Source organism: Micromonospora krabiensis (assembly GCF_900091425.1).
Taxonomy (GTDB): Bacteria; Actinomycetota; Actinomycetes; order Mycobacteriales; family Micromonosporaceae; genus Micromonospora; species Micromonospora krabiensis.
Map to the genome: position 1 here is coordinate 3,163,387 of NZ_LT598496.1, position 15,630 is coordinate 3,179,016.

11 protein-coding genes are annotated in these 15,630 nt (G+C 73.7%); 2 read left to right on the forward strand and 9 right to left on the reverse strand.

Going from position 1 to position 15,630, the window contains the following annotated elements; genetic code table 11:
- Window positions 1–20: 20 nt before the first annotated feature.
- From GA0070620_RS14085 to GA0070620_RS14095, 3 genes are all read right to left on the reverse strand, one after another.
- On the reverse strand, window positions 21–3,518 hold the full coding sequence (locus GA0070620_RS14085; protein ID WP_091590962.1) for an ATP-binding cassette domain-containing protein: 3,498 nt from the start codon (window positions 3,516–3,518) through the stop codon (window positions 21–23).
- 162 nt (window positions 3,519–3,680) lie between these two features.
- Window positions 3,681–4,520 (reverse strand): GNAT family N-acetyltransferase, encoded by an 840-nt coding sequence (locus GA0070620_RS14090; RefSeq protein WP_091598754.1) that lies wholly within the window; start codon window positions 4,518–4,520, stop codon window positions 3,681–3,683.
- 58 nt (window positions 4,521–4,578) lie between these two features.
- A complete protein-coding gene (locus GA0070620_RS14095; RefSeq protein ID WP_091590965.1) occupies window positions 4,579–5,802 on the reverse strand; it encodes an MFS transporter in 1,224 nt (407 codons plus the stop codon).
- Window positions 5,803–5,922: 120 nt separating this feature from the next.
- On the opposite strand from GA0070620_RS14095, the gene GA0070620_RS14100 reads away from it, so the two are divergent.
- Window positions 5,923–6,507: a PadR family transcriptional regulator gene (locus GA0070620_RS14100; RefSeq protein ID WP_091590967.1), complete on the forward strand. Its 585-nt coding sequence runs from the start codon at window positions 5,923–5,925 to the stop codon at window positions 6,505–6,507.
- A gap of 99 nt (window positions 6,508–6,606) precedes the next feature.
- Here GA0070620_RS14100 and ispG read toward each other — a convergent pair whose 3' ends face one another.
- The 4 genes from ispG to GA0070620_RS14120 form a co-directional block, all read right to left on the reverse strand.
- Window positions 6,607–7,779 (reverse strand): flavodoxin-dependent (E)-4-hydroxy-3-methylbut-2-enyl-diphosphate synthase, encoded by a 1,173-nt coding sequence (ispG, locus tag GA0070620_RS14105; RefSeq protein ID WP_091590969.1) that lies wholly within the window; start codon window positions 7,777–7,779, stop codon window positions 6,607–6,609.
- Between the two features lie 9 nt (window positions 7,780–7,788).
- Window positions 7,789–9,039 carry a M50 family metallopeptidase gene (locus tag GA0070620_RS14110; protein WP_091590972.1) on the reverse strand — a complete coding sequence of 417 codons (1,251 nt, stop codon included), beginning with the start codon at window positions 9,037–9,039 and terminating at the stop codon, window positions 7,789–7,791.
- Window positions 9,039–10,250 carry a 1-deoxy-D-xylulose-5-phosphate reductoisomerase gene (dxr, locus tag GA0070620_RS14115; protein WP_091590974.1) on the reverse strand — a complete coding sequence of 404 codons (1,212 nt, stop codon included), beginning with the start codon at window positions 10,248–10,250 and terminating at the stop codon, window positions 9,039–9,041. The genes GA0070620_RS14110 and dxr overlap by 1 nt, the downstream gene beginning before the upstream one ends.
- Before the next feature lie 280 nt (window positions 10,251–10,530).
- On the reverse strand, window positions 10,531–11,031 hold the full coding sequence (locus GA0070620_RS14120) for a YcxB family protein (protein WP_091590976.1): 501 nt from the start codon (window positions 11,029–11,031) through the stop codon (window positions 10,531–10,533).
- A 66-nt stretch (window positions 11,032–11,097) separates the two neighbouring features.
- Between GA0070620_RS14120 and GA0070620_RS14125 the strand changes: the two genes are divergently transcribed.
- Window positions 11,098–11,940 carry a YhjD/YihY/BrkB family envelope integrity protein gene (locus tag GA0070620_RS14125; RefSeq protein WP_091590978.1) on the forward strand — a complete coding sequence of 281 codons (843 nt, stop codon included), beginning with the start codon at window positions 11,098–11,100 and terminating at the stop codon, window positions 11,938–11,940.
- An 18-nt stretch (window positions 11,941–11,958) separates the two neighbouring features.
- On the opposite strand, the gene GA0070620_RS14130 is transcribed toward GA0070620_RS14125, so the two are convergent.
- On the reverse strand, window positions 11,959–13,140 hold the full coding sequence (locus GA0070620_RS14130) for an alkaline phosphatase PhoX (protein WP_091590980.1): 1,182 nt from the start codon (window positions 13,138–13,140) through the stop codon (window positions 11,959–11,961).
- Window positions 13,141–13,209: 69 nt separating this feature from the next.
- Window positions 13,210–15,441 (reverse strand): MMPL family transporter, encoded by a 2,232-nt coding sequence (locus GA0070620_RS14135; protein ID WP_091598757.1) that lies wholly within the window; start codon window positions 15,439–15,441, stop codon window positions 13,210–13,212.
- Window positions 15,442–15,630 lie beyond the last annotated feature (189 nt).

Genomic DNA, 15,630 nt, shown 5'->3' on the forward strand with positions numbered 1-15,630 from the left:
GGGGCGGGAGGGGCGGCGGGTCAGCCGGCCAGGTGGGACCAGCGGGGTTCCAGGTCGCGCCACGGGCCCTGGGCGGCCACCGTGCCGCCGACCAGCACCACCACGTGGTCCGCGCGGACCAGCGCGGCCCGCTTCGACGTCGAGCCCACCACCGTCACCCCGTGCTCGCGCAGCGCGGCCCAGAGCGCCAGCTCGGTGGTGACGTCCAGCGCGGACGAGACGTCGTCGGCGACCAGCAGCTCGGTACGGGGCGCCAGGGCACGGGCGAGCGCCAGCCGCTGCAACTGCCCGCCGGAGAGCCGGGTGCCCTTGTGGCCGATCAGCAGGCCCAGCCCGCCGCCGGCCGCGGCCAGGTCGTGGTCGAGCTGCGCCGTGGAGACCGCCGCGCCCGCGTCGACCTCGTGGCCGAGCGCGATGTTCTCCGCCACCGTGCCCGAGAGCACCCGGGGTAGCTGACCCACGTAGCCGACCTGGCCGGGGCGCAGGAACAGCTCCGGCTCGGTCACCGGCTCCCCGTTCCAGCTCAGCCGACCGGTGTGGTGCACGATGCCGGCCAGGGCACGCAGCAGCGACGACTTTCCGGCGCCGACCGGCCCGACGACCAGCACCAACTGTCCCCGCTCGACGGTCAGATCCACGTCCCGGACCGCGAGGATCCCGTCCGAGTGCAGCGCGCCGAAGCCCGCCAGCTCCAGCCGACGCAGCGGGTGGCGCGGCGGCGGCTCGGGTGCCGGCGCGGTGCCGGCGGCCAGGTCCACCCCCGGCACCGAGGCCGAGTAGGCCCCGATCCCGCTCATCGCCACCGTCCGCCGCGTCCAGACCCGGGCGGACGGGTAGTGGGAGACCAGCGAGGCGGTGGTCCACGCGAACCAGCGGGCCGCGCCCAGCGTGGAGACCGCCACCAGGGTGGCGCCGGCGGAGAGCCCACCGCCCAGGTAGAGCGCCCACGCGCCGATCGGCAGCAGACCGCTGACCACCGACGGGGTGGACCGCGCCCACACCTGCATGGCGATCTCCCGACGCTGCCGGTCGCTGCGCACCGTGTCCAGCTCCGCGAGGTGGCGCAGCACCGGCCGGGTGGCGCCGGCGAGCTTCACCGTACGGGCGGCGGACAGCGACGAGACCAACGCCGTGGCGAAGGCGGCGCGCGCCTTGACCGTGCCACGCGCGGTGCGTTCCAGCCGCGGCCCGAACAGCGTCGCCGCCAGCCCGGAGACCGCCATGGTGCCGAGGAAGAACAGCCCCGGCACGACACTGCCGGTCACCACCGTCATGGTGACCACGATCGCCACCGAGATGAACTGGTCGACGAGGTTGTCGGCGAGCTGCACCACCCGCTCGGTGTCGCCACCCTGCGCGACCACCTCGGCCGGGGTGTGCCCGCTGATCCGGCGGGGGCCGGTCTGCCCGTGCACCAGTCGCAGGCTGATCCGCAGCATCTGCCGGATCCACCACTGCGGGAACCACAGGTTGGTGAGGTACGGCAGCGGCAGGACGACGAGCAGGGCGACGACGATGCCGAGCGCCGGCAGCCACGGGTCGCCTCCGTCGACCACGTCGGCCCACAGCCACGGCAGCACCGAGCCGTCCAGGCCGAGCAGCGTCATCACGATGAACAGGGCGACCGAGACCAGGCCGAACCGCGGTTCGTTGACCGCCAGCCGAAGGATCTCCCGCATGGTCCGCGCGGGCGGGGCCGGCGGCAGCGGCGGTGGGTCCGTCCTCGGCGTCACGACCGGACGTTCGGTCTCCGGTCGGGTCTGCTCCCCCACCGGCTCGGCGAGGTCCCACTCGGCACCGGGCGCGGGCAGCAGGTCCACGCCGCCGCGGGGCGCCCCCGCCCCGGCGTACGCGCCGGCGTGGCTGGTCGCCAGCAGTTCGGCGAACCGCGTCGACTCGCGCAGCGGCCCGGCCTCCAGCACCTCGCCGTCGGCCAGCACCACCACCTCGTCGCAGCGGCGCACCGAGGAGAGCCGGTGCGCGATGACGATGCCGATGCGGTCGGCGAGCAGGCGCTCGGTGGCCTGCCGCACCCGGGTCTCGGTGACCGGGTCGAGCCGGGCGGTGGCCTCGTCGAGGATCACCACGCGGGGGTCCCGGACGAGGATCCGGGCGAACGCCACCAGCTGCTCCTGCCCGGCGGAGAGCACGTGGCCGCCCTCGCCGAGCCGGGTGCGTACGCCGTCGGGCAGCTCCGCGATCCAGCCGGCCAGGCCCAGCTCCTCCAACGCCCGGGCGGCGCCGTCGAGCAGGTCGGGGTCGAACAGCGCGACGTTCTCGGCGAGGGTGCCGGCCAGGATCTCGGTGCGTTGCGGCACCACGGCGACCCACCGGCGCAGCTCCTCGACGTCCAGGTCGAGCAGGTCGGTGTCGCCGAGGAAGACGGTGCCCCGGGGGACGTCCACGGCGCGGGTGAGCACCTTCGCCAGGGTGGACTTGCCCGACCCGGTGCGGCCGACCAGCGCGTACGACCGGCCGCGCGCGAAGGTCAGCCGGATGTCACGCAGGGCGGGGCCACGGTCGTCGTCGGCGTGGTAGCGGAAGGTGAGGCCCCGGACGGTGAGGTCACCGTCGACCGGGGCGAGCCCGCCGGCCGGCTCCTGCCGGGAGTCCTGGAGCAGTTGGACACGGGCCCAGGCGCCGAGGGCGTACTGGAGGTGCGGCACCCACCGGGCCATGTGCTCGACGGTGGCGCCGAACGCGATCGCGAGCAGCCAGATCGCGGTGAGCCGGGCGCCGTCGATCCGGCCGCCGGCCAGGGCCCAGGCGCCGCCCAGCACAACGCCGGCGATCCCGGCCCGGATGGCTCCGGCGGCGACGGCGGTGACCTTCGCCGACATCTGGAAGACCCGGCCGGCGCGGGCGATGACCTCGGCGGCCCGACGGGCGTAGAGGCGCAGCACGTACGGGCGGGCGAGGCTGGTGCGTACGTCGTCCTGGCCGTGCACCGCCTCCTCCATCACCGCGGCCAGGTCCGACCAGGCCTCCTCCTCGGCCATCCGGGCCGGGGCGATCCGCGCGGTGGGGCGGCGCAGGGCGACGGCGAGCAGTGCGGTCAGCAGCACCATCCCGACGCCGGCCGGCCACCACACGACCAGCGCGCTGGCCGCGGCGAGCAGGCAGACGGCCAGCCCCTGGACCAGCCGGACGCCGGTGTTCCGCAGCTCGGCGGCGACCTGGTAGACGTCGTTGTCGATGCGGTCGAGCAGCTCACCGACGGGGGTGGTCTCCAGGGTGGGGAGGTCCTGTCCGAGCGCCACCCGGCACAGCCGGCGGCGTACGTCGGCGGACCAGTCCGCGGTGAGACCGGCCATCAGCAGTCCGACGGCGAGGTCGGTGACCACGGCGGCGACGAGCGCCACGGCCAGGATCGTGAACCAACCCATGGACCGGTGCACCAGCACCGGCCCGGCGAGCGCGGCGGCGGCGGCCTGACCGGCGGCGCCCAGTACGACGAACACGAGGACGGCCGTCATCCGGCGCGGCGCGGTGGTCCAGAGGTCACGGAGCAGGCGCATGGACAGTCCTCCGGACTTCCGGTCGGTGGGGGCGGTGCCCCCAGCCTCGCGCGCCGGCGACCGGATTTTCAACGCAATTACGCGGCCGGCAGAGCCCTGGTCAGATCCGCGTGACCCGCCGAGCGGCGTCGCCGCGCGTCCTCGGTCGGTCGGTCCGACACGTCAGAACAGGACGGTGGCCAGGGTGCCGACCGGACGGAAGCCGCACCGCTCGTAGACGCGTCGGGCGGGCAGGTTGAAGTCGTTGACGTAGAGGCTGACCGTGGGTGCTACCCGCAGCAGCGCGTCGCGTACCACCGCGGCCATCGCCGCCGTGGCGATCCCCCGGCCCCGCCACTCCGGCGCCACCCAGACCCCCTGGATCTGGGCGGTCCGCCGGGTCACCACCGCCAGTTCGGCCTTGAAGATCACCCGACCGTCGGCGAAGCGCGCGTACGCCCGACCGGCCCGGACCAGTTCGCTCACCCGGCGCCGGTAGCTGCGCCCGCCGTCCTCGGCCAGCGGCGAGACGCCGACCTCCTCGGTGTACATCGCGACCGCCGCGGGGAAGAGCCGGTCGATGTCGCCGCCGCGCACCCGGCGCACCTCCGGGTCGGCCGGTACCGCCGGCAGCGCCTCGGTGGCCAGCAGCGGCTGGTTGGGGCGGACGTCCCGGGCCGGCCCCCAGACGTCCGCGAGCTGGTCCCAGAGCCCGAGCACCGCGTCGGCCCGCCCGACGATCGACGAGCAGAGGCGCTCCTCGCCGGCGAGCAGGTCGGCGAACGCGGCCACGGCCGGCTCGGTGGCGAGCACCGGAGTCAGGTTGCCGCCCAGCCAGCAGAGGGATTCGAGGTTGCGCCGGGCGCCGTAGCCGAGGATGCGACCCTCGGCGCGCCACCAGGCCAGGCCACGCGCGGCGATGCGCTCGGCGACCTGCGCGCCCGCGTACGGGTCGAGGTCGAGCAGGCGCTCGACCGCGCGGCGCTCCGATTCCCCGAGTTGCCGTACCGGCACCGTCAGCACGCCCACCAGCCTGCCAGATCGCGCCCCCGGTTCGCCGGCTGAGTGGCGACACGGTCCCTCACACCGCCACCGGACGCGCCGCCGGGTGGGACTCGCGGGTGGAAACCGCCCAGCGGACCACCGGCGGCACGAGGACGCCGAGCAGCAGGAACAGCCCGCCGAGCACCAGCCAGCCCGGCACACCCCAGCCGATCGCCAGCGTCGTCACCACCACCGGCGCGAGCATCTTGCCCAGCTCGTACCCCATGCTGTACGCGCCCTGGTACTGGCCGTGCGCGTCGTCCGGGGCCAGGCCGAAGGAGATCCCCCAGCCGGCGGCGGAGTGCCACAACTCGCCGACCACGTGGCTGAGGGCTCCGGCGGCGAGCAGCGCGACGGCGGCGGCGGTGGGCAGCCCGCCGCTCGCCGCGAAGAGCACGCAGGCCACGGCGATGGCCACGCCGGCCCGCCGGGAGGCGCGGGCGGCGCCGGCCAGGTTCTCCGTGCCCCGCGAGGCACGCACCTGGAACAGCACCACCGTCACGGTGTTGACGAGCATCACGCCGGAGATCACCCAGGCCGGGGCCCGGGTGTGCCCAGCGATCCACAGTGGCAGGGCGATGTTGAGCAGGCCGAAGTGCATCGACAGCAGTCCGTCGAGGACCGTGAAGGCGAGGAACGGCCGGTCCCGCAGGGCGACGAGCCGGGGCCCGTGGGCGGGGGCGACCACCGGCGGGACGACCGGCAGTCGGGTGAAGACCGTCGCCGCGACCAGGGAGGCGGCCGCGGCGGTCAGGACCAGCCCGACGTACGCGGCTCGGGTGTCGGCCGCGATGGCGAAGCCGGCGAGCACGGCGCCGAGGGAGATGCCGACGTTGGTGGTGGCACGCAGGTAGGCGCGGGTGCGTACCCGCTGGTCGGGCGGGACGGCGCCGGCGATGAGCGCGCCTCGGGCGCCCCGGTCGGCCGCGTCGGCCAGGGCGGTCGCCGCGCCGAGCAGCAGGAACGCCGGGAACGACCGGACCGTGACCAGGGCGGCGGTGAGCCCGCCGGCGGCGAGCAGCGCGCCGATCTGGATGCCGCGCGGCCCGACCCGGTCGGCCAGGTAGCCGGTGGGGGTGCTGGCCAGCACGCCGACCAGGGCCGACACGGTGAGCCCGGCACCGACCTCGGCCGCCGAGAGCCCGACCGACCGGGTGAGGAACAGCGCGCTCGCCACGAGCCAGAGACCGCGGCCGACGGTCTTGACCAGGGTGCCGATGGTGAGGACCCGGGCCGATCCCGGCGGGGGAAGCAGACTCATGACCGACACCCTAGCAAGACGTACGTACGGTTTGTTGAGCCAGCCCTCGCGTTCCTTGTCGCCGACACATTGCCGATATATCGTTGATGCATCAGCGATACCACGAGAAGGAGTTCGACCATGAAGTTCCATCGACAACACCACGCCATGCACGAGGCCCGGATGCGCGGCTTCGGCTTCCCCCCGTTCCCGCCGTTCCCGCCCGGCGGCCCCCACGGGCCCGGCGGCCACGGCTGGGGCGGCGGTCGAGGGCGCGGCCGGGGACGCCGTCCCAACGTTCGGGGAGCGGTGCTGGCGCTGCTCACCGAGCGGCCGATGCACGGCTACGAGATGATCCAGGAGATCGACTCCCGCACCGGCGGGGCCTGGCGGCCCAGCCCCGGGTCGATCTACCCGACCCTCCAACTGCTCGAGGACGAGGGCGTCATCGCCGCCGCCGAGGACTCCGGCGGCGGGCGCAAGCGGTTCACGATCACCGAGGCCGGCAGCGCCGAGGCCGCCGCGGCGGCGCAGACCCCGCCGTGGGCGGAGTTCGCCCAGGGCACGGTCAACAGCTGGCACGACATCCGCGACGCCGGAGCGCAGGCGATGCAGGCGCTGCGGCAGGTCATGATGACCGGCACCGACGACCAGCGGGAGCGGGCCGCCCAGGTGCTCGACGAGACCCGACGCAAGCTCTACGCGATCCTCGCCGAATCCGAGTGACCGCGAGGCGCGCCGACCTCGCAGACGGAAAGAGTGGCCATCCCTGGGGGTGTGGCCACTCTTTGCGTGTTGGTACGCCCGCCACCGGCGGGCGGGCGATCAGTGGACGGTCACCGTCGGGCCGGTGATCATCCCGCGCAGCTCCTCGGGGAGCTCGGCGCCCATCTCGTCGGCGATCCGCAGCGCCTCCTCGATCAGGGTCTCCACGATCTGACCCTCGGGGACGGTCTTCACGACCTGACCCTTCACGAAGATCTGACCCTTGCCGTTGCCGGACGCGACACCGAGGTCGGCCTCCCGGGCCTCGCCGGGGCCGTTGACGACGCAGCCCATCACCGCGACCCGCAGCGGCACCGGCAGCCCCTCCAGGCCGGCGGTGACCTCCTCGGCCAGCTTGTAGACGTCCACCTGGGCCCGCCCGCAGGACGGGCAGGAGACGATCTCCAGGCCGCGCTCGCGCAGGCCGAGCGACTCCAGAATCTGGTTTCCGACCTTGATCTCCTCGACCGGCGGCGCGGAGAGCGAGACCCGGATGGTGTCGCCGATGCCCTCGGCCAGCAGCGCGCCGAACGCGACCGCCGACTTGATGGTGCCCTGGAAGGCCGGGCCGGCCTCGGTGACACCGAGGTGCAGCGGATAGTCGCACTGCTCGGCGAGCTGCCGGTACGCCCGGATCATGACCACCGGGTCGTTGTGCTTCACCGAGATCTTGATGTCGCGGAAGCCGTGCTCCTCGAACAGCGAGCACTCCCACAGCGCCGACTCGACCAGCGCCTCGGCGGTGGCCTTGCCGTACTTGCTGAGCAGGCGCTTGTCCAGCGAGCCCGCGTTCACGCCGATCCGGATCGGGACCCCGGCGTCGCTCGCGGCCCGGGCGATCTCCTTGACCTTGTCGTCGAACTGCCGGATGTTGCCCGGGTTCACCCGCACGGCGGCGCAGCCGGCGTCGATCGCCGCGAAGACGTACTTCGGCTGGAAGTGGATGTCGGCGATCACCGGGATCTGCGACTTCTTGGCGATCGCGGGCAGCGCCTCGACGTCGTCCTGGGACGGCACCGCGACCCGGACGATCTGGCAGCCGCTGGCGGTCAGCTCGGCGATCTGCTGGAGGGTGGCGTTGACGTCGGCGGTGAGGGTGGTGGTCATCGACTGCACCGACACCGGCGCGCCGCCACCGACGGGGACCGAGCCGACCATGATCTGGCGGCTGGCCCGGCGCGGCGCGAGCGGCGGGGGCGGTACGGCAGGAATACCCAGGCTGACAGCGGTCACTTCAGACACTCACCTTGAGAAGAGCGTGATCGGGTTGACGACATCAGCGGTGACGGTCAGCAGCGTGAACACACCACCGATGAGAATCACCGCGTACGTGAACGGCATGAGTTTGAGGTAGTCGACGCGGCCCGGGTCCGGGCGGCGCAGGCGCGCGTAGATCCAGGAACGGACCCGTTCGAACCAGGCGATGGCGATGTGCCCGCCGTCGAGCGGCAGCAGCGGCAGCAGGTTGAACACGCCGATGAAGAAGTTCAGCGAGACGAAGAGCATGAAGAACACCAGCCACGCGTTGTTCTCCACCGCCTCGCCACCGAGCCGGCTCGCGCCGACCACGCTGATCGGGGTGTCGACGTCCCGCTCGCCACCGGTGATCGCCGTCCAGAGCGCCGGAACCTTCTGCGGGATCCGCTGCAGCGCGTGGTAGGTGCCCACCGCCATCTCGCCGGTGAAGTCGGCGGTCGCGCCGAACGCCCCGACCGGCCCGTACGTGACCCGGGTGGGGGTGCTCGGGATGAGCCCCACCCCGAGCGCGGCGACCGGACCGACGGCGCCCTTCGGGTCGTCGAGCGGCGGGCGCTCGGTCTTCGCGAGCGTCGTGGTCGCCGTGCCCGGCTGCCCGTCGCGGACGAAGCCGATGGTTGCCGTGCTGCCCGGCGGGAGGCCGCGCAGGGTGGTGAGCAACTGGCCGTAGTTGTTGATCGGCAGACCGTTGAGCGAGGTGATGCGGTCACCGTCGCGCAGCTGGGCCTGGGCGGCCGGGCTGGCCGCGTCGCCGGGCGCGCACGCCCGGGCGGTGTTGTCCGGCACCACGCAGTCGCTGAGCGCCACAACCGCCGGCTCCTGACGGGCCTGCTCCTCGGTCGTCGGGTAGGCCGGGTTGGGCAGGCCGGCCGAGATGGCGAGGATCCAGAGGGTCACCAGCGCGAGCGCGAAGTGGGTGATCGAGCCCGCGGACATCACGATCGTCCGCTTCCACACCGGGTAGCGCCACATGGCCCGCTTCTCGTCGCCGGGCTCGACGTCGTCGTCCTGCGGGGTCATGCCGACGATCTTGCAGAAGCCACCGAGCGGGATGCCCTTGAGGCCGTACTCGGTCTCACCCCGCCGAAACGACCAGAGGGTGGGCCCGAAACCGACGAAGTAGCGGGTGACCTTCATCCCGAACGCCTTGGCGGTGAGCATGTGCCCCGCCTCGTGCAGGCTCACCGAGATGAGGATCGCCAGGGCGAAGAGCACCACCCCGAGCAGGTATGCCATCAAGCTCCTTCCACCGACCCGGTGATGATCTTCTGCGCGTGCGTACGCGCCCACGACTCGGCCGCGAGCACGTCCTCGACGGTACCTGGTTCGTCGAAGTCCGGAGCGTCCTCCAGAACCCTCGCGAGAGTGTCCACGATGCCGAGGAACGGCAGTCGACCGGCCACGAAGGCGGCCACGCACTCCTCGTTGGCGGCGTTGTAGACCGCCGGCCGGCACCGCCCGGCCTCGCCGGCGGCCTTGGCCAGTGCGACGGCCGGGAACGCCTCGTCGTCGAGCGGGGCGAACTCCCAGGTGTGGCTGGCCGTCCAGTCGACCGCGGCGGCGGCGTCGGGCACCCGGTCCGGCCAGCCGAGGCCGAGCGCGATCGGCAGCCGCATGTCGGGTGGGCTGGCCTGGGCGAGGGTGGAGCCGTCGGTGAACTCGACCATCGAGTGGATCACCGACTGCGGGTGCACCATCACGGTGATGTCGGCGTACGGCACGTCGAACAGCTCGTGCGCCTCGATCACCTCAAGCGCCTTGTTGACCATCGTGGCCGAGTTGATCGTGACGACCGGGCCCATGTTCCACGTCGGGTGCGCCAGAGCCTGCTCCGGCGTGACCTCGGTCAACTCGTCGCGCCGCCGGCCCCGGAACGGGCCACCACTGGCGGTGACGATCAGCCGGCGCACCTCGCCCCGCGTGCCGCCGCGCAGGCACTGGGCCAGCGCCGAGTGCTCCGAGTCGACCGGGACGATCTGCCCCGCGCGGGTCACCGCGGCCTTGACGAGGGCTCCGCCGGCGACGAGGGACTCCTTGTTGGCGAGCGCGAGCGTACGCCCGGCGCGCAGCGCGGCCAGGGTCGGCGCCAGCCCGAGCGAGCCGACCACCCCGTTGAGCACCACGTCGCACGGCCACTGGGCCAGCTCGGCCATCGCGTCCGGCCCGGCGACGATCTTGGGAAGCTTGAAGTCGCCGGTGGCCCAGCCGCGCCGGCTCGCCTCGGCGTAGAACGCGAGCTGGAGGTCCTGGGCGGCCGACGCCTTGGCCACGCCCACCGCGTCCACGCCCAGTTCGAGGGCCTGGCCGGCGAGCAGCTCCACGTTGCCGCCGCCGGCGCCGAGCGCCACCACCCGGAACCGGTCCGGGTTGCGCCGGACGATGTCGACGGCCTGGGTGCCGACCGAGCCGGTGGAACCGAGCAGGACGAGATCTCGCGGGGAAGTCACCCGCCCATTCTTCCCCAGACGGGCTGTGCGTCCGCTGGGAGCCTCAATCTTCCCCGCCGACCTGCGCCTCCTGCCCGGAGGCCGCGTCGTCGAACCGCTCGGAGGCCGCGTCGTCGGGTTACTCGGGGCCGCCTCGTCCAGGAGGTCGGCCGGATCGGTGGCGAACGCGAAGGGCTCGCGCATCTGGAAGGTGCCGCCCGGGGCGGTAGCGGCCACCGGCCGGTACTCGCCCTCGGTCAGCCGGATCGCGCAGGTTCTCCGCCCCCCCCCGGCGCACGGATCAGCGGAGGAGCCCGTCCGGGGCCCCGCCGGCACCGGCCGGGCCCCGCGCGCGGAGGAGGCCGAGCAGCGCCTCCCGGTCCTGCGGGCCCAGGCCGGCGACGGGCACCGGGATGACCTGCTGACGATTGATCTTGAGGAGCAGCTGGTCGGGGATCAGCTCGACCGTCTCCAGCGCCGACCACCGGACCAGGCTCTCCATGAGGTCCGAGGACATCCGCACACCCTCGTCGGAGACCTGCCAGTCGATCGTCCGCCCGTACGACTTCCAGTTGGCCTGGACCGCGCTGCGCACCACCAGCCACGGCAGCGCCCAGAAGAGCACCGCGGCGAACACCCACACCACGGCCATCACCGGGTCGTCGGTGAGCACGGCGAGGACCGCCGGCAGGAGCAGGATGACGCCGCAGAGCCAGAACAGGCGCAGGCTCCGGCCGAGCGCGTGACGCAGCGCGGCGGTCAGCAGGCCCCGGTCCGCCTCCGTCCGAAAATCGATCACCACGGTCGCAGACGATACGCCGACGATCTTCGAGGACTGGCGGCTACGGCTCCGGGGAAGTACAGCGCGATGGGCACCGGCTGGCGGCGGACGCGGCGGATCACCAGTGCCGCGTTCCGGCCGGTCCGGGGGCGGGATCTCTCCCTGCACGCCGCCGCGATCACCTTCTACGGGGGTGTCGCCATCGTGCCGGTGGCGCTGCTGGCCATCTGGCTGACCTCGCTCGTCGCCGGGGCGGAGCGGGTACGCCGGCTCACCGCGTACGCCGTGCGGGCCCTGCCGGACGACATCGGCGCGCCGCACGCGGTGGCCGCGCTGGTCGACGCCGGCGTGGGACTGACCCCGGTGCTGGCGTTGGCCTCCCTGCTGCCCGCGTCGCTCTACGGCGAGGGGCTGCGCCGCGCGTTCGTCTCGGTCGCCGCGTCGCACACCGGCGAGAGCTGGGTCGGCTGGCGCGGCCGGCTCCTGCTGTTGCCGCTGCTCGCGCCGGCCCCGGCGCTGCTGCTGTCGGTCCTGGTGGCGCTGCCGACCACGACGGGGCTGGTCCGCCAGGGCGGCTGGGCCGGGGTGCTGGGCGTGGTGCTGTCGTTCCTGGGCGTGTGGCTGGTGCTCACCCCGGTGCTGCTGTGGGTCTTCCGGGTGGTCGGGCCCGCCTCTCCGGACTGGCTGTCCGCGCTCGCCGTCGGCTCGTTCACCGCGGCGAACCTCTCGGGCTTCCTGCACGGCTTCGTGCTCTTCGCCTCGCTCCCCCTGGACCTGGGTGTGCCCTTCGGCGGCTTCGACGAGATCGGCGCCGGCGTCGCCGTGCTCCTCTGGCTGTACGTGTTCCACGTGATCGTGCTCAGCGGCTACTCCGCGACCCTGGCCCTGAGCGCCTGGCGAACCCGCCGCGCCGGGACGGACCGGGGTTGACCAGTCGGGGCAGCCGGGTCAGCGCCGGAAGGGGCCGGTCACCTCGTAGGTGATGCCGTCGGTGCCGGCGCGGGCGCCGCTGGCGCCGCGCTGGGAGGAGAAGTAGAGGCGGAAGCCGTCCGGGGAGAAGGCCGGCCCGGTGATCTCCGACGAGGACTGGTCGAGGATCCGCAGGAACGGGCTCACCACCCCCGTCGGCGTGATGACGTTGATCTCCATGTTGCCGCCGTCCTCGGCCACGTAGAGGTCGCCGCCCGGCGTGCCGGTGATGTTGTCCACGCCGGTCAGCGGGGCGGCGCCGGGCGGCACCAGCGAGTCGTCGTACGCCAGGTCGAGGCGCTGGTTGACCGCGTCGTACGCCCACACCCGGTTGTCGCCCTTCGTGGTGAACCAGCAGGTGCCCCGGTCGTACCAGCAGCCCTCGCCGCCGTCGAAGTGCTTCGCGGCGCCCACCTGCCACCGGGTGAAGATCGGGAAGCCGTCCCGGTCCGGGATGTCCCGCCAGGTCACCGGGCCGGCCACCTGGTCGGCGGGCGCGCAGAGCACCTGCACCTTGCCGGTGCGCAGGTCACCCCAGGTGTCCGGGATGAACCGGTAGAAGCAGCCGTCCTCCTCGTCCTCGGTCAGGTAGACCACCCGCCGGTCCGGGTCGCACGCGGCGGCCTCGTGGGTGAAGCGGCCCATCCGGGTCCGCTCCTCGGCCGCGCGGCTGCCGTCCGGCCAGGTCTCGAAGACCCGCCCGAGCGGCACCTCCTCACAGGACAGCCAGGTGCCCCACGGGGTCGCCCCACCGGCGCAGTTGACGTTGGTGCCGCCGAGGATCCGATAGGCCGCCGCGATCGATCCGTCCGCCGCGAACCGCACCGCCGAGGCGCCACCGACCAACGGCACCTCGGAGTTGGACACGTAGATCCAGCCGGTGCCGGCGGGGAAGCAGGCTCCACCGTCGGGCGCCGGGTGCCAGACGTACGAGGTCCCGGCGACCCGCTGCCCGGAGCGGGCGATCACCCGGCTGGTGAAGCCGGCGGGCAGTTGCAGGCCGTTGCCGTCGGCGGGGAGCAGGTCCCCGTACGGGCCGGGGCCGGGCTGCGCGGGACCGGCCAGGGCGGCGCCGGCCCAGAGGCTGCCGGAGAAGGCGGCGGCTCCGGAGATGGTGGCGGCTCCGGCGACGGCGGAGCGCAGGACGGTACGACGGTCCATCGGATGACCTCCCGGACGTGAGTCGATGCGTCGTCGACGCTAGGGCCGATGCGGCATCGATGGAAGCCACTATCCGGTGAACGCGGAATGACGGGTCTCCGGCGTGTCCGGCGCCGACTCCCGCAGCCCGTAACGGCGGTAGACGCGGCCGAGCGGGCCCGGCGCCCACCAGTTCCAGCGGCCGAGCAGCCGCATCGTCGCCGGCACCAGCAGTGCCCGGACGAGCGTGGCGTCCACCACGATCGCGACGATCATGCCGACGCCGATCAGCTTGATGAACGCCATGCCGCCGGTGGCGAAGCCGGCCACCACGACGATCAGCAGCAGCGCGGCCGCCGTGATGATCCGGCCGGTGTGCTGGAGTCCGGCGGCCACGGCGGCGGTGTTGTCCCCGGTGCGGTCCCACTCCTCCCGCACCCGCGAGAGCAGGAACACCTCGTAGTCGGTCGCCAGCCCGAACAGCACCGCCAGCATGAGGATCGGGTTGCTCGGCTCGATGAACCCGGTGGGGGTGAAGCCGAGCAGGTCGGCGAAATGACCGTCCTGGAAGATCCAGACCACGACGCCGAACGACGCGCCGATCGAGATGAGGTTCATCAGCACCGCCTTGACCGGCAGCACCACCGACCCGAACGCGAGGAACAGCAGCACCAGGGTCGCGGCGGCCATCAGCAGCGCCATCCAGGGCAGCCGGGCACCGAGGCTGTCCAGCAGGTCCCGGTCGGCGCCGGGCCGGCCGCCGACCAGCATCTCCGCGCCCGCCGGTCCGGGCAGGTCGCGGACCGCCCGCACCACGTCCTGGGCCACGTCGCCGGTCGGCTCCCCCGGGTAGGTCACGCTCAGCAGCGTCGCCTCTCCCCGGTTGGCCGTCACGCTCACCCCGGTCACCCCGGGCAGCTGGGCGATCCGGTCGGCGAACGGGCGAACCGCCTCGGCCGGCGCGCCGGTGACCAGCACCTCCACCGGGGCCACGGTGCCGCCGGGGAACTCGGCGGCGATCCGCTCGGAGACGACGCGCGGCTCGGCGCCCGCCGGGAGCACCCGCTCGTCGAAGCCGCCGAACGTGATCCGCAGGAACGGCGTGGCCAGCAGCACCAGCAGCAGCGCGACCCCGACCAGGTAGGGCACGGGACGGCGCATCACGCTGCGGGCGATCCGGGCCCAGGCGCCACCCTGGACGGCCGCGGCGCCGGGCCCGCCGCCGGTGGCGTCCGGGGCGCCGGCTGCGTCGTCCGCGGTCGCCGCCGGCCGCCCACCCGCCGTCCGCCGACGCCACGGCAGCGGTACGCGCACCGCGTCGATCCGTGGCCCGAGCACCGCCAGCAGGGCCGGCAGCACGGTCAGCGCCGCCAGCATGGCGACCAGCACGGCGGCCATCCCGCCGAGGCCCATCGAGCGCAGGAAGGACTGCGGGAAGATCAGCAGGCTGGCCATGGCGAGCGCGATGGTGAGGCCGGAGACGAGCACGGTCCGGCCGGCGGTGACCATGGTGTGCCGGACGGCCCCGGCGGTGTCGCGGCCGGCGGCCAACTCCTCCCGGAACCGGCTGACCACGAAGAGCGCGTAGTCGACCGCCATGCCCAGACCGATCAGGGTGATCACGTTGATCGCGAAGATCGACACCTCGGTGACGAGGTTGACCAGCCGGACGGCGACGAACGCGCCCAGGATGGCCAACCCGCCGATGAGCAGCGGCGTGGACGCGGCCACCAGCCCGCCGAAGATGACCACGAGCAGCACCAGCAGCACCGGCATGGAGAGCAGCTCGGCGCGGGTGATGTCCTCCGTGGTGCGGGTGTTCGCCTCCTCCAGGAAGGGCACGTTCCCGCCGGTCTGCGTGCGTACGGCGGGGGTGTCGAGCGCGCCGCGCAGCTCCCGGTAGGCGGCGGACTTGCCGTCCTCGTCGTCGGCGCGCAGCTGCACCAGCGCGTAGGTGGCCCGCCGGTCGCCGGCCAGCAGGGCGGGCGCGCCGGTGTCGTACCAGGTGGTCACGGTGGCGACCTCGGGCCGCTCGCGCAGCCGGGACACGGTCGCGGCGACGGGATCGCGGAACGCCGGCTGGTCGGCGGTGGCGGTGTCGCTGGACCAGAGCACGATCACGTCCGCGCCCTGCGGCCCCAGCTCTTCGGTGATCCGCTCGTAGGCCCGGGTGGACTCACTCGCCGGGTCGTCGAAGCCGCCGCCGGTGAGCTGCCCGAAGACCCCGGTGCCCCAGGTGGCGCCCACGACCGCCAGCAGCAGCCCACCGGCCAGCACGGCCCAGCGCAGCCGCACCACGACTCGCCCCCACCACCCGAACACCGCGCCTCCCTCGCCGCCGGCCCGCCCCAGCATCCCGCACGCCGCGCCCTTTCTCCGACCTCCCCCGTCGCCTCACCCGCCGGGCCCGGAAATCGACGGTCCGCGCGGGTCGGCCACCGGCCGGGCCGCGGACGTCACGACCAACGGCGCCGAGGGGGGTGTGGGGTGGGCCGGCGAGGGCTAGGCTGC

Coding starts and splice junctions, on each gene's coding strand:
- GA0070620_RS14085 (WP_091590962.1), bottom strand. CDS start 3,518: ATGCGCCTGCTCCGTGACCTCTGGACCACCGCGCCGCGCCGGATGACG.
- GA0070620_RS14095 (WP_091590965.1), bottom strand. CDS start 5,802: ATGAGTCTGCTTCCCCCGCCGGGATCGGCCCGGGTCCTCACCATCGGC.
- GA0070620_RS14100 (WP_091590967.1), top strand. CDS start 5,923: ATGAAGTTCCATCGACAACACCACGCCATGCACGAGGCCCGGATGCGC.
- GA0070620_RS14110 (WP_091590972.1), bottom strand. CDS start 9,039: ATGGCATACCTGCTCGGGGTGGTGCTCTTCGCCCTGGCGATCCTCATC.
- GA0070620_RS14125 (WP_091590978.1), top strand. CDS start 11,098: ATGGGCACCGGCTGGCGGCGGACGCGGCGGATCACCAGTGCCGCGTTC.
- GA0070620_RS14130 (WP_091590980.1), bottom strand. CDS start 13,140: ATGGACCGTCGTACCGTCCTGCGCTCCGCCGTCGCCGGAGCCGCCACC.